Genomic DNA, 13,690 nt, shown 5'->3' with positions numbered 1-13,690 from the left:
TTTTATCCTACCAAGGTATTGCTGGCAACACTGGCTTTAATCCTGCTTTTTGGATGGTATCAACTGCTTTTGTTGATGCTAAAAATACTATGAGATCTTTTGATGCATCTAAATTTTGCGTGTTACTTGTAATACCCGCGGAAAATAGCACTGTCTTTTGAGCTTCTTGCGGCAGCTCACCTATAAAGTCAACACCAGGAATGGGGAGTAGCTCACTGACTTGCTGAAAGCCCAAATCTGCATCACCCCTGGCCACAACAGAAGCAACTCTCTCGCTATAAATTTTTCTAGCAGTTTTATCCATCTGCTCCGAAATACCCATCTTTGGAAACAACTCTGTTGATAAATAAACACCACTAGCGCTTGCGGAATACGCAACCGACTTTGCATTTAATAAAGCCAATTTCAAACCATTCATTGTGCTGATATCAGGCTTTGGTGCACCCGCCTTTACTACCGCACCCATTACCGAAGCAACCAAATCAACTCGCGTCCCAGATTGAAGATCTCCGCTCTTGATAAACCCCTCCAAAGACGGTGCAGCCAGGATTAATACATCAAACCGCTCACCTTTGGCTAATCTAGAAGGGATAGAGTCGGGTGCAGCGCCCATTGATGAGCCATAAGAAATAATGACTTTATTAGGAGATTGTTTTTCATACTCAGGGACTAACTGCTTTAACGCCTCAGCGAATGCTCCTGAGGTAATCACCTGAATATCTGCCGCATAAGAATAGTCAACCTGCAATACATTAGTTGCAAGTATTAAAAAGGCAAAAAATAGTTTACGCATCGATTCCCTAGGATAAATTTGCAATTGCAGCCTTGATTGCGGCTGGCAATTCTTGAGCCTGTTTTCTTCTGGCCTCTAATACAACTTCTTTTGCTTCTTGAGTTCTTTTGGACCAAGCCGATCCCGGAAAGAAAGCATCATCTTTGAATCTTGGGATGACATGCCAATGAATATGCGGAACCATATTGCCTAAGGCGGCAATATTCACCTTGTCTGGATGCATGACGTGGCGTATTGCCTCTTCAACAGCGAATACTAGAACCATCAAATGCTCTCGCTCACTATGGGTAAGTTCCGTCATCTCAGCCACATGGCGATTCCAGATCACCCTGCAGAAACCAGGTAGGTCCGAGTCATTAACTAGGATGACTCGACAGTCATCGCCACGCCATATGAGTTGACCCTCTTCGGGCCTGAGTTCGTCTTTACAAAGTACGCAATTAGTCATCTGAAGAATGTAAACGAAAACGGCACCTAAGTCACCCTTGTGGGGTCATTTAGGTGCCGCGGCAGTATGGTGCTACTGCTTACAACGTACTACTTAGGGATTCTTAATGGAACTGCTCTTCTTCAGTAGAACCAGTCAATGCTGTTACAGAAGACTTACCACCTTGAATAACGGTAGTTACGTCGTCGAAGTAACCAGTACCAACTTCTTGCTGATGTGAAACGAATGTGTATCCACGGTCACGAGCAGCAAATTCTGGCTCTTGTACTTTCTCGATGTAAGCAGTCATACCGCGCTGCATGTAGTCTTGAGCCAAGTCGAACATGTTGTACCACATAGAGTGGATACCAGCCAATGTGATGAACTGATACTTGTAACCCATTGCGCCCAATTCACGTTGGAATTTAGCAATGGTTGCGTCGTCCAAGTTTTTCTTCCAGTTGAAAGATGGTGAGCAGTTGTAAGCCAACATCTTGCCTGGGAACTTTGCACGAATTGCTTCAGCAAACTGACGAGCAAACTCAAGGTCAGGAGTACCAGTCTCACACCAAACCATATCAGCGTAAGCAGCGTAAGCCAAACCACGTGAGATCGCCTGATCCAAGCCTTTACGTGTTTTGTAGAAACCTTCTGGAGTACGCTCACCTGTCAAGAATGGCTTATCGTTTGCATCATAGTCAGAGGTCAACAAGTCAGCAGCTTCAGCATCGGTACGGGCCAAGATAATAGTAGAAACACCCATCACGTCAGCAGCCAAACGTGCAGAAATTAACTTCTGGACTGACTCAGCAGTAGGCAGTAATACTTTGCCACCCAAGTGACCGCACTTCTTAACAGAAGACAATTGATCTTCAAAGTGAATGCCAGCAGCGCCCTGCTTGATCAATGCTTTGCTTAATTCAAATGCATTCAACACACCACCGAAACCAGCTTCAGCATCGGCAACGATTGGAGCGAAATACTCGATGTAACCTGCATCACCTTTGTTGATACCTTTAGCGGTTTGAATTTCATCAGCACGTTGGAATGAGTTATTGATACGCTCAACCATCTTAGGAACTGAATCTACTGGATATAAAGATTGGTCAGGGTACATTGCTGCATAAGAGTTACCATCAGCAGCAACTTGCCAACCTGACAAGTAAATAGCTTGTACGCCAGCTTTAACCTGCTGCATTGCTTGACCGCCAGTCAAAGCACCTAAACAGTTAACGTAAGCTTCGTTGTTTACCAATTCCCAGAGGCGCTCAGCGCCATGCTTAGCTAAAGTGTGCTCAATCTTCAATGAACCACGAAGACGTACTACGTCCTCAGCTGTATAGCCACGAGTAATACCTTTCCAGCGTGGATTGGTATCCCAGTCTTTTTGTAGTGCTGCGATTTCTGCTTTGCGATCTGCCATGTTTTTCTCCCTAAGTTAAACAAGTACTTCAAAATTTGAAGACCTTTAAGACCTATTCAAGTCTTATGTCTTATATAAGAGTTTAGACAGTTCGAAAAAGCAGGCAAGGGGAATTTGAGATATTTTTCAAAATATTTAGTTATTTAAATTCAATAACTTATATGTATATTTTTACTATGTGGAATACTCATTCACTGCTTGGAATGAAAGGGTCAACTGCTTACTGCACAGAATTTTACGCAGCGTAATGACGTTTCATATTATGAAAAATATAGCTTCAGTGGGTTGGCGCAAAGAATTCGATTGCGCAATCCTTCATCAGGGGCATATAACGCAAGGCTTTCAAGTAGCTGCGCTACGGATGGCATAACACCCCAATTAGCTACATGTGGCCAATCAGAGCCCCATACACATCGCCCAGGTGCGGCATTAATTAACTCTTGCGCATAAGGAATCACATCTTCATAAGGTGGTGCTTGATCAGTTAAACGATAGGCACCAGACACTTTGACCCACGCCCGCTCTCGCACTAAATCTACGAGCGCTTTAAAGCCAGGCGAATCCAAACCAACAGTAGTTTTTAAGTAGCCCATATGATCAACTACGAGAGTAGACTTTAAGTTCTGCATGCGCGGCATCAGTGTCGGAAGATCATTTGCATCTAACAAAAATTGAATATGCCAGCCCCAATCTCTTGCTAAAGCATCACACTCTTCAAGCTTCGAAATATCTAAGCCGCCCCCAGAAAACATGAGGTTCATACGAACACCAACTACACCAGCATCCTTCATCTTTTGATAGTAAGAATCTACTTGACCAAGGAGCGGCACAGCAACCCCACGCAAGGGCTGCGGATGGTTTCTTAACGCCTTTAGCATTGGCTCATTGTCTTGGCCATTCACGCTAACTTGAATCAGCACACCGTAGGTCATGCCAATCTCATTAAGCATTCGAATATATTGCTCCTCGGTTGCCTCTGGCGAGGTGTAGGAACGATCAGGTACAAAACTGGCTGCGCTAATGACATGCGCATGCGTATCTACTGCGCCGAAAGGCATCTTAAAAGGAAAAGGACCACCCTGATGATCGGGCGGTCCTGGACAAAACGGAATTTCTTTTTCTGACACAGAGAAGCCGTTAATTAGCCTGCAATTCGCGTCCTTTGGTTTCGGGAAGAATCACAGCAGCTATAAAGAAAACACCATAAGCAATCACAGCAAAGATTGCAATCGCCATGGCTAATCCATACTGAGCCGAGAAATAACCAACCAAAGCGGGGAATAAAGCACCAATACCGCGGCCAAAGTTATAGCAAAAGCCCTGACCAGATCCACGCAAACGAGTTGGAAAGAGTTCAGTCAAGAATGCGCCCATGCCTGAGAAATAACCGCTGGCAAAAAACCCAAGGGGGAAGCCAAGCCACATCATCATTTCGTTCGTAATTTCTAACTGGGTGTATGCCAAGACTAAAACAATTGCACCTAGCGAGAAAGTCATAAAGAGTTTTCGACGGCCAAAGCGGTCAGCCATCCAAGCACCAACTAGATATCCAACAAAACTTCCAACAATCAGGAATGCCAAGTAACCGGTAGAGCCAACTACTGTTAATTTACGCTCAGCCTTTAGGAAGGTTGGCACCCAAGTAGTAATTGCGTAATAACCGCCTTGTGCACCCATGGTCAACAAAGATGCCAAGATAGTGGTTTTCAAAATACCCGGTTTGAAAATCTCAAAGATTGATGGTGAGTCACCAGCTGCTACAACTTTTTCACGAGCAATCTTCGCAATCTCAGGCTCCTCTACATTACGACGGATATAGAGCAAGAGTAATGCAGGGAAGAAGCCCACAACAAACATTGCACGCCATGCCATATCAGCAGGAAGTAAGCTAAACATAATAGCCTGCAGGAGTACAGCAGCGCCCCAACCTACCGCCCACGCGGATTGCACACTTCCTACAGCACGACCACGATATTCAGCGCGAATCGTCTCGCCCATCAATACCGCACCAGCTGCCCACTCACCACCGAAACCAAAACCCAAGAGTGCGCGAGCGATCATGAGCTGATTAAAGTCTTGTGTGAATGCACAAATTAAACTGAAGCTAGAGAACCAAAGAATCGTGAACTGAAGCGTGCGTACGCGACCAATTCGATCGGCTAAATAACCTGCAAACCATCCACCAAATGCAGAAGCCAATAAAGTACCCGTTACTGCAAGACCAGCCATACCCCGATCGACCTGCCATACTGCAATAATGGTTCCAATCACCAAGGGGTAAATCATGAAGTCCATGCCGTCTAATGCCCAGCCTAAGAAACAACCCCAAAAAGTTTTCTTTTCTTTGGGGTTCATGACCTTATAAAAACCAGTCAGACTGGTATCTGGTTGTTGACTCATTTTGTCTCCTTTATTTTTAGGCTTTAAATTAATGAATGAGTACTATCTTTATAACCCAATTATTCCTGCTTAAGCACATACTAGAGAAAACCCTTAACACTCCATCATGATGCATTGCACACTAATTGGCGACCACAGCATATTGATTGATTTCTCAAAATCATCAGATGCCTTAAAAGATATTCATGAGCTAAGCAAGCTACTGTTGGTCAACAAACCCTCATGGGCCGCTGAAGTCGTTCCCGGCCTAGATTCACTGGTCATCCAACTGCAATATACGCATGAAGGTCGAAACATAACGCGTCAACAAGCTTTTGCAGAGCTAGAGAAAATTCAGCATCAGTTGGCAAAACAAAAGAAGCGCTCAACTTATCCGGCTAAGATTCACCGGATTCAAGTTTGTTATCACCCGGATGTCGCATTAGATCTACACGCCATTGCTAAGGCCTGCCAATTGTCTATTGAAGAGACAATTCACCTTCATAAGAAAAATCTTTATACGGCAGATATTCTGGGCTTTATGCCTGGGTTTGCATACTTTAGTGGCCTTGACCCTAAGTTGCGCCTACCTCGCCTATCCTCTCCTCGGCCAGCAGTGCCGAAAGGCAGTGTTGCGATTGCAGAATTACAAACTGCAATTTACCCTCGAACCACGCCAGGCGGATGGAATCTTATTGGTCGCTCACCCAATCAAATGTTTGACATCCAAAATCAACCGCCTGGATTATTTATGGCCGGAGATCAAATGCAGATTGAAGAAATTACATTGGATGAGTTTTACAAACAAGATCAAAAGAACGCTCACCAAGAAATTATTCACGCATTAGATAAGGTTAATAACAAAGCATCGATTGAAGTATTACAGTCTGGAACCTTTAGCACTATTCAGGATGAGCCAAGATCTGGTCTTTCTCATTGGGCGGTTGGTCCTGGTGGAGCTTGCGACTTATCATCTCTTCATCTAGCAAATGCTTTAGTAGGCAACTCAGTAGAAATGGCCGCCGTAGAGATGACCTCCAGCGGTCCAAGCCTTCTCTTTCATCAAGCAACTTGTGTAGCATGGGTTGGCGCACACTGTGACGGCATTGTTGATGATCAACGCATCCCAGGCAATCGACCCGTATGGTTGGCAAAAGGCAGCGTGCTCAAATTTTCGCCACTTAATACCGGGTTTCGAGCGCTATTAGCCATTGGTGGCGGGCTGCAATTACCTAAAATCTTAGGCTCCTCAGGCTCACATATCAGTGCTGATATTGGACCAAAACGTCTTGAAAAGGGGCAGCTCTTATCGCTCATCAACCCCCAATCGCCTTTGCAATCACCTTTCTTAAAGTCACTCCTTAAAGGAGATGCTCTGCCATCTTTCGCAAAATGGCATATCAAGTCACCTTTCACGCCATTGGCAGCAATCACGCCAATCTATTGCTTGGCAGGGCCTCACCTATTCTTTTTATCCATTAAAGAGCGAGAGTTATTTTGGTCGACTGTTTGGACTGTAAGCAACCAAAGCAATCGTATGGGTCTACGTTTACAAGGCGAGTTCAAGGTCAAAAAGGTTTTGCCTAATATTCCATCACAAGCGATTACGTTTGGAACTGTGCAATTTCCACCCTCACATGAACCTATTGTGATGCTTGCAGAACACCAAACTACTGGCGGATACCCACGCTTAGCTGAGGTCATTCATTCCGACCTCATTAAATTGGCACAAGTTAAACCAGGCTCAAAAATACAATTGATTCCGATAGATATTGAAGAGGCAGACCGTTTAAATGTAGAAGCATTAAAGTTAGAAGAATCAACAATTAACTCAATTCAAACAATTATTCAAACCAGTGGAAATTCGTAATGGATATTAATAGCGATATGGGCGAAGGCTTTGGTGCCTGGGATATGGGCAATGACGCGTTATTGCTTGACTACATTACATCGACCAATATTGCTTGCGGGTGGCACGCTGGCGATCCCGCACGCATGAAAAAGTTAGTTGAAATGGCAAGTAAAAAAGGGGTTCGTATTGGCGCACATCCAGGCCTTCCAGATCTAGAAGGCTTTGGGCGACGTGAGATGGCCATATCAGAACAAGATGCCTACAATTATGTTCTTTACCAAGCTGGTGCATTAAAAGCTTTTGTGGATGCAATTGGAAATAAGCTTCATCATGTCAAACCGCATGGGGCTCTTTATAACCAGGCAGCTAAAGACATCAAACTCGCGCGAGGTATTGCACAGGCTGTAAAAGATTTAGGGTCCGAAGTTATTTTGTACGGCCTTGCAGGAAGTTGCTTGATCGATGCTGCCAAAGAGCTAAATGTTCCGGCATGGCAAGAGGTATTTGCGGATCGCAGATACACCAAAGAAGGCTTTCTGGTCCCGCGCACTCAAGCGGGTGCAGTAATTGAAGATGAAGTGGAAGCACTTAATCAAGTGATTAGCATGTCAAAAAATAGCAAGGTCATCGGGATTGATGGCAGTGAAATCAAAATCCAGGCCGACACCTTATGCATTCATGGCGATAATCCGCATGCGGTTGAATTTGCAAAAAGGATTAAGGCAGCTTTAGCTTAAGCTGCTTGCCGGCTCTTTGAGGTTACTTTAAAGACGGTTGGAATAATCATGATCTGGAATACGACGATCCCAAGAAATAGCGCCTTCGGCAATCCAGCATCCATGAAAAAACCGAAAATGAATGGCCCAACTGCGGCGCCCAAATCAATTCCCGAATATACGATTCCATAAACACGTCCAGCCACACCTTGTGGGGTTGCCTTTTTGACCAATAAATCTCGTGAAGGCGCAACTATCCCATAACCAAAACCTAACGCAAAGAAAATAATAGGTATTAAGTCAATTGATATGATTCCGGTAGCTAGTAGCAAACACATCACTACCGTAATAGACAAACAGGTAGAGACTATTCTTTCTGGTGCTCGTAACTTAGCAGCTAAATAGCCACCAAATAAAACCCCTCCAGCGCTACCAAGCGCCAAAAGGGTAATGTAATAACTGCCGACATTTAATGGAATCTCATAAATGCCAAAGAGTGCACTGGGTGCAAAGGATTGCAAGCTAGAAGTAGATGCCATGCTAAAGAAAAAGAATACCCAACATAACCATACTGCCGGCAACCTTAAGAATGCAAAAGGACTCTCATGGGCACCCCCGGAGTTTGCAGCCTGAGCACTCGCATGCCGCTCCTTAACATTGTCAATCAGTTGATTTTTATTAAGCCAGAGCACCAATAGAATCAATGCCTCAAGGACTCCTGCCAACATAAACGCAACACGCCAATCTGCAAGTTGCGCAACACCCACCATAAAGGCAGGCGCGGCAGCCCATCCCAGATATCCAGTCACGCCATGCATAGAGTAGGCATAAGGTAGATTTGGCGGAGATACTTTGTGATTGATCAATGTGTAATCAACTGGATGAAAAATGCCGTTACCACATCCAGCAACAACCGCCCCCAATAAGAGCATGGCATATCCATTGCTTTGGGAGTAAATCAATGCCGCAAGGACTAATAATCCAACACCACCAAATAAAACCGGCCTCGCCCCAATGCGATCAACCAAAAATCCTGAGCCGGCTTGCGCTACACACGAAACCACAAAAAAGACTGACATGAGTAAACCAAGTTCAGCATAGCTCAATGCAAAAGCATCCCTCAACCATGGGAACATGGGAGGAAGAATTAAATGAAAGAAATGAGAGCTGCCGTGAGCTAGGCTAATGAGACCAATAACCCGGACATCACTGGCACGCCTACTAAGCGCAACAGTCATGTACCGAGTTTACTGGCGCAGGAGCATTCCTGCTGAACTACGTATTTGCTACTTAATGGACCTGACGGCTAAAGCTAAACTCACCTGATTTATCTACATCGACAGGTACCACATCCATGGGTCCGAACTTACCTTCCAAAATCATCTTGGAGACTGGGTTCTCAATATGCTGCTGAATCGCCCGCTTCAGAGGCCTTGCTCCAAAGACTGGATCAAAGCCCACTTCGGCAATTTTACTCAGAGCGGCATCACTGACCTCAAGCTGCATATCCACTTTTGCCAAACGATCCGATAAGTTCTTGAGCAAGATCTTGGCGATATTGGCGATATTGCCTTTATCAAGACCATGGAAAACCACGATTTCGTCAATACGGTTTAAGAACTCAGGGCGGAAATGATTCTTCAGCTCTTCAAATACCGCCTCTTTGATTTCAGACTGCTTCTTATCAGTCATTGACTGAATTAAATGAGACCCAATATTGCTGGTCATCACAATAACGGTGTTCTTAAAGTCTACGGTGCGACCTTGACCATCAGTGAGGCGTCCATCATCAAGCACTTGCAAGAGCACGTTGAAGACATCGGGGTGAGCTTTCTCGATTTCATCAAACAAGATTACGCTATATGGATGACGCCGAACTTGCTCGGTTAAATAGCCACCCTCTTCATAGCCTACATAGCCAGGAGGTGCGCCGATTAAACGCGCAACGCTATGCTTCTCCATAAACTCACTCATATCAATACGAATGAGGTGATCTTCGCTATCAAACAAGAAGCCAGCCAGCGCTTTACAGAGCTCGGTTTTACCAACCCCAGTAGGTCCAAGGAACAAGAATGATCCATAAGGACGATTCTCTTCAGCCAAACCAGCGCGGGAACGGCGAATAGCATCCGATACTGCGCGAATAGCCTCCTCTTGACCAACCACGCGCTTATGCAACAACTCTTCCATCTTGAGCAATTTATCGCGCTCACCTTGCATCATCTTCGATACAGGTATACCTGTCGCACGTGAAACTACTTCCGCAATTTCTTCAGCGCCTACTTGAGTACGAAGTAGCTTGTTCTTCAATACACCATCTTTATCGCCCTTTGCTTCGGCAGCTGCGGCAGACTTCAGTTTTGCTTCGAGTTCGGGGAGCTTGCCATATTGCAACTCAGCAACCTTTTCTAACTTGCCATCGCGTTGTAACTTTGCAATATCTACCCTTACTTTTTCAATTTCCTCTTTCAGCTGAGCTGCGCCTAATACAGCGCCCTTCTCTGCCTTCCAAACCTCCTCTAAATCAGCATACTCAGCACCCAGACGTTTAATTTCATCCTCAATGAGACCTAGGCGTTTTTGCGAAGCATCGTCCTTCTCCTTCTTAACCGCTTCGCGCTCAATCTTTAATTGAATCAGACGACGCTCCAGCCTATCCATCACTTCAGGCTTAGAATCAATCTCCATCCGAATACGCGAACCCGCTTCGTCAATTAGGTCGATCGCCTTATCTGGCAAGAAACGATCCGTAATGTAGCGATGCGATAACTCAGCAGCCGCAACAATCGCTGGATCAGTAATTTCGATGCCATGATGTAGTTCATAGCGCTCTTTAAGGCCTCGCAAGATGGCAATAGTTGCCTCGACGGTAGGCTCTTCCACCATCACTTTTTGGAAACGACGTTCCAGCGCTGGATCTTTTTCGATGTACTTACGATATTCGTCTAAGGTAGTTGCGCCAATGCAATGTAATTCACCGCGGGCCAAGGCAGGCTTGAGCATATTGCCAGCGTCCATTGCGCCATCACCCTTACCAGCCCCTACCATCGTATGAATTTCATCAATAAAGATGATCGTCTGACCTTCATCTTTGGCAACATCGCTCAGAACTGCCTTCAGGCGCTCTTCAAACTCGCCGCGGTACTTGGCGCCGGCCAATAACAAGGCCATATCTAAGACCAAAACGCGCTTATTTTTCAAAGTCTCAGGCACTTCACCGTTAACGATGCGCTGCGCTAAACCTTCAACAATAGCGGTCTTACCAACACCTGGCTCACCAATGAGTACAGGGTTGTTCTTACCACGACGTTGCAAAATTTGAATGGTGCGACGAATCTCATCGTCACGCCCAATAACTGGATCGAGCTTGCCCATACGCGCGCGCTCAGTTAAATCCACTGTGTATTTCTTTAAGGCTTCACGTTGGCCTTCAGCATCCGCACTATTCACTGACTCTCCTCCGCGCACTAAATCAATAGCCGCTTCTAATGATTTACGATTTAATCCATTCTCACGAGCCACTTTACCTAGCTCGCCCTTGTCATCAGCCACTACCAGCAAGAACAATTCGCCTGCAATAAATTGATCATTGCGTTTATTGGCTTCTTTTTCACATAGGTTGAGCCAATTACTTAAATCACGACCGACTTGCACTTCGCCGCTGGTACCTTGTACCTCAGGGAGATTGCCAATGATTTTCTCCAGGCCTTTTTCAAGGCCGGGGACATTGACCCCTGCTCGAGTCAATAAACTCTTTGCTCCACCATCGGAATCACGCAACATGGCCAGTAACAAGTGGGCAGGCTCAATATATTGGTTATCTTTAGCTAAAGCGATACTTTGGGCCTCACTTAAGGCCTCTTGAAATTTGGTTGTTAATTTATCTATTCTCATTTTTGTGCTCCGTATATCTATCTATAGAATATAAGGGCAATATTAATAATTTCAAGCATCTACCCCACTTTTAAACCTAATTTTCCCTATTTTGACCTGGCTTGTTTACCTCCTTGAATGCTCAGATGGCACCTACTATGCTGGCATTACTAACTGCTTAGAGCATCGCTTAGAGGCGCATAACTCAGGGCAAGGCGCGCGCTATACAAAATCGCGTGGACCAGTTGTCCTCTTGGCAACACAAAAGCACCCAGACCGCTCTGAAGCCTCTAAAGCAGAGCTCCGCCTAAAGCGTTTACCGAGGTCTGAAAAGCTAGCCTTTTTTGAGACTGAGATCACCACCAAAACTGGGCACAGTTAGTCAGAGCAATCTATGAGCCAGCAATACAATATATCCATAACAAAACCAATTACTTAACCGGACAACAATCATGCAACCAAAATGGGGAACTAGAGGAATGGCGGTAGCGCCACATTCTCTAGCATCAGAATCTGCTTTAGCTGTTTTACGAGAAGGTGGCAATGCCTTAGAAGCAATGGTTGCCGCGGCTGCAACTATTGCAGTGGTCTACCCTCATATGAACTCCATAGGCGGCGACTCTTTCTGGGTGGTTCATTCTCCCGGAAAGGCCATGGGTGGCATTGATGCTTGTGGAGCGGCTGCTGGTTTGGCGACAAAGCAATGGTATGCAGAACGTGGCATCACTAAGGCCATTCCATTTCGTGGTGCAGTAGCAGCGAATACCGTTGCTGGAACTATCTCTGGCTGGGGCGCAGCGCACCAACTCTCCAAACAAGGGTTAGGCGGCAAATTACCACTTTCACGCCTGTTGGCTGATGCGATTCACTATGCAGAAGCTGGCACACCAGTTACTTTCAGCCAATCAAGCCTCACAGAAAAGAAGCGTCAAGAATTGAGTCCAATACCAGGCTTTGCAGAGACTTTTTTAGTAAATGGCAAAGCGCCCGCTGTTGGCAGCATCTTTAAACAAGAACGTCTTGCTAAAACCTTACGTCAGATTGCCAAAAAAGGTACAGATGATTATTACCGCGGCGAACTAGCTCAATCACTAGCAAAAGAACTCGCTGAGTTAGGAAGTCCGCTGCGATTAGACGATCTACACCGTCATAAGGCAAAACTCATAGACCCTCTTGAGCTTAAACATAGCATGGGTAATGTTTACAATATGACTCCACCTACACAAGGTGTAGTCTCATTGATGATTATTGGCATCTTGGACCAATTGAACTTAAAACGCTTTAAGGTTGATAGCGCCGAGTATGTTCATCATTGTGTTGAGGCTACCAAACAAGCATTTAAAGTACGCGATCAATTTGTAACCGATCCTGCATATATGACAAAGAATGCACAATCTTTCTTATCACCCGCATTCCTGAAAAAGTTAGCCAAGAATATTGATCCAGAAAAAGCGCTCCCTTGGGGTCAGGGTAAAGGTCCTGCAGATACTATTTGGATGGGCGTGATTGATGGCGACGGCAATTGCGTTTCTTTCATTCAAAGCATCTATCATGAGTTTGGCGCAGGCATTGTGCTTCCCACCTCAGGAGTCAACTGGCAAAACCGCGGTTGCAGTTTTTCTCTTGATCCAAATACACTCAATCACCTTGAGCCGTATCGCAAGCCTTTTCATACTCTTAACCCAGCGATGGCTTTATTTAAAGATGGTCGCTCAATGGTCTATGGAACGATGGGTGGAGATGGCCAACCCCAAACCCAGTGCGCAGTATTTACTCGAACAGCAACTTATGGCCTTGATCCACAGGATGCTATCAGTCGTCCACGATGGTTACTTGGTCGAACCTGGGGGCAAACCAGTGACAGTCTTAAATTAGAGTCACGCTTTAGTCCATGGGTAGCTAAAGAGCTTCACGCTTTAGGCCATGAAATTGAAATGCTCGATGCATTTGACGAAACCGTTGGTCATGCGGGTTGCATCATTCGTGATCCATCAGGTACGCTACAAGGCGGATGGGATCCTAGAAGTGATGGGGCTGTGAGCGCTTTCTAATACGTCTCAATGCAGTACAAATTAGACAGCATTAAAAAAGGCTACCAAGTGAACTGACCCACAAAAGTTGGACACCCAATCCAACTCAACAGGGTCAGTCTCATGTCCAAATACAGCAAAGAGTTCAAGCTAGTAGTCATTGAGCATTACCTCTCCGGTAGGGGTGGTTTTAAAAC

General features: G+C 45.3%; 11 protein-coding genes. 4 read left to right on the top strand and 7 right to left on the bottom strand.

Annotated features, from left to right (window positions below; all coding sequences use genetic code 11):
• Window positions 1-7: 7 nt before the first annotated feature.
• The 5 genes from ICN44_RS08260 to ICN44_RS08240 all read right to left on the bottom strand — a co-directional run bounded on the left by ICN44_RS08260 (window position 8) and on the right by ICN44_RS08240 (window position 5,043).
• Complete coding sequence (locus ICN44_RS08260; protein ID WP_216263496.1) at window positions 8-793, bottom strand: substrate-binding domain-containing protein; 786 nt, start codon at window positions 791-793, stop codon at window positions 8-10.
• Window positions 794-800: 7 nt separating this feature from the next.
• On the bottom strand, window positions 801-1,241 hold the full coding sequence (locus ICN44_RS08255; protein ID WP_216263495.1) for an HIT family protein: 441 nt from the start codon (window positions 1,239-1,241) through the stop codon (window positions 801-803).
• Between the two features lie 103 nt (window positions 1,242-1,344).
• Window positions 1,345-2,643, bottom strand: coding sequence for an isocitrate lyase (aceA, locus tag ICN44_RS08250; RefSeq protein ID WP_216263494.1), 1,299 nt, complete (start codon window positions 2,641-2,643; stop codon window positions 1,345-1,347).
• Window positions 2,644-2,903: 260 nt separating this feature from the next.
• The gene (locus ICN44_RS08245; RefSeq protein ID WP_370624887.1) at window positions 2,904-3,770 is read right to left on the bottom strand and encodes an amidohydrolase family protein; all 867 of its coding nucleotides are present in this window, start codon (window positions 3,768-3,770) and stop codon (window positions 2,904-2,906) included.
• Between the two features lie 10 nt (window positions 3,771-3,780).
• Window positions 3,781-5,043 carry an MFS transporter gene (locus ICN44_RS08240; RefSeq protein ID WP_216263493.1) on the bottom strand — a complete coding sequence of 421 codons (1,263 nt, stop codon included), beginning with the start codon at window positions 5,041-5,043 and terminating at the stop codon, window positions 3,781-3,783.
• Between the two features lie 106 nt (window positions 5,044-5,149).
• On the opposite strand from ICN44_RS08240, the gene ICN44_RS08235 reads away from it, so the two are divergent.
• The gene (locus tag ICN44_RS08235; RefSeq protein WP_216263492.1) at window positions 5,150-6,892 is read left to right on the top strand and encodes an urea amidolyase family protein; all 1,743 of its coding nucleotides are present in this window, start codon (window positions 5,150-5,152) and stop codon (window positions 6,890-6,892) included.
• Complete coding sequence (locus tag ICN44_RS08230) at window positions 6,892-7,611, top strand: 5-oxoprolinase subunit PxpA (RefSeq protein ID WP_216263491.1); 720 nt, start codon at window positions 6,892-6,894, stop codon at window positions 7,609-7,611. The genes ICN44_RS08235 and ICN44_RS08230 overlap by 1 nt, the downstream gene beginning before the upstream one ends.
• On the opposite strand, the gene ICN44_RS08225 is transcribed toward ICN44_RS08230, so the two are convergent.
• Window positions 7,608-8,828 carry an MFS transporter gene (locus ICN44_RS08225; RefSeq protein WP_216263490.1) on the bottom strand — a complete coding sequence of 407 codons (1,221 nt, stop codon included), beginning with the start codon at window positions 8,826-8,828 and terminating at the stop codon, window positions 7,608-7,610. The genes ICN44_RS08230 and ICN44_RS08225 overlap by 4 nt on opposite strands.
• Window positions 8,829-8,880: 52 nt before the next feature.
• Window positions 8,881-11,484: an ATP-dependent chaperone ClpB gene (gene clpB, locus ICN44_RS08220; RefSeq protein WP_216263489.1), complete on the bottom strand. Its 2,604-nt coding sequence runs from the start codon at window positions 11,482-11,484 to the stop codon at window positions 8,881-8,883.
• Between the two features lie 91 nt (window positions 11,485-11,575).
• Between clpB and ICN44_RS08215 the strand changes: the two genes are divergently transcribed.
• Entirely contained in the window at window positions 11,576-11,845 is a 270-nt protein-coding gene (locus ICN44_RS08215) for a GIY-YIG nuclease family protein (protein ID WP_216263488.1), read from the top strand.
• A gap of 70 nt (window positions 11,846-11,915) precedes the next feature.
• Window positions 11,916-13,514, top strand: coding sequence for a gamma-glutamyltransferase (ggt, locus tag ICN44_RS08210; RefSeq protein WP_216263487.1), 1,599 nt, complete (start codon window positions 11,916-11,918; stop codon window positions 13,512-13,514).
• Window positions 13,515-13,690 lie beyond the last annotated feature (176 nt).

The organism is Polynucleobacter sp. JS-Fieb-80-E5 (assembly GCF_018882015.1).
In the GTDB taxonomy this organism is placed as follows: Bacteria; Pseudomonadota; Gammaproteobacteria; order Burkholderiales; family Burkholderiaceae; genus Polynucleobacter.
The sequence above is the reverse complement of the archived record's forward strand: the minus strand, read 5'-3'. Positions and strand labels throughout refer to the sequence as shown.

What these genes read in the sequence shown, in the direction of transcription:
- ICN44_RS08235 (WP_216263492.1), top strand. Translation starts at nt 5,150, where the DNA reads ATGATGCATTGCACACTAATTGGCGACCACAGCATATTGATTGATTTC.
- ggt (WP_216263487.1), top strand. Translation starts at nt 11,916, where the DNA reads ATGCAACCAAAATGGGGAACTAGAGGAATGGCGGTAGCGCCACATTCT.
- ICN44_RS08255 (WP_216263495.1), bottom strand. Translation starts at nt 1,241, where the DNA reads ATGACTAATTGCGTACTTTGTAAAGACGAACTCAGGCCCGAAGAGGGT.
- ICN44_RS08230 (WP_216263491.1), top strand. Translation starts at nt 6,892, where the DNA reads ATGGATATTAATAGCGATATGGGCGAAGGCTTTGGTGCCTGGGATATG.
- ICN44_RS08225 (WP_216263490.1), bottom strand. Translation starts at nt 8,828, where the DNA reads ATGACTGTTGCGCTTAGTAGGCGTGCCAGTGATGTCCGGGTTATTGGT.
- clpB (WP_216263489.1), bottom strand. Translation starts at nt 11,484, where the DNA reads ATGAGAATAGATAAATTAACAACCAAATTTCAAGAGGCCTTAAGTGAG.
- ICN44_RS08260 (WP_216263496.1), bottom strand. Translation starts at nt 793, where the DNA reads ATGCGTAAACTATTTTTTGCCTTTTTAATACTTGCAACTAATGTATTG.
- aceA (WP_216263494.1), bottom strand. Translation starts at nt 2,643, where the DNA reads ATGGCAGATCGCAAAGCAGAAATCGCAGCACTACAAAAAGACTGGGAT.
- ICN44_RS08240 (WP_216263493.1), bottom strand. Translation starts at nt 5,043, where the DNA reads ATGAGTCAACAACCAGATACCAGTCTGACTGGTTTTTATAAGGTCATG.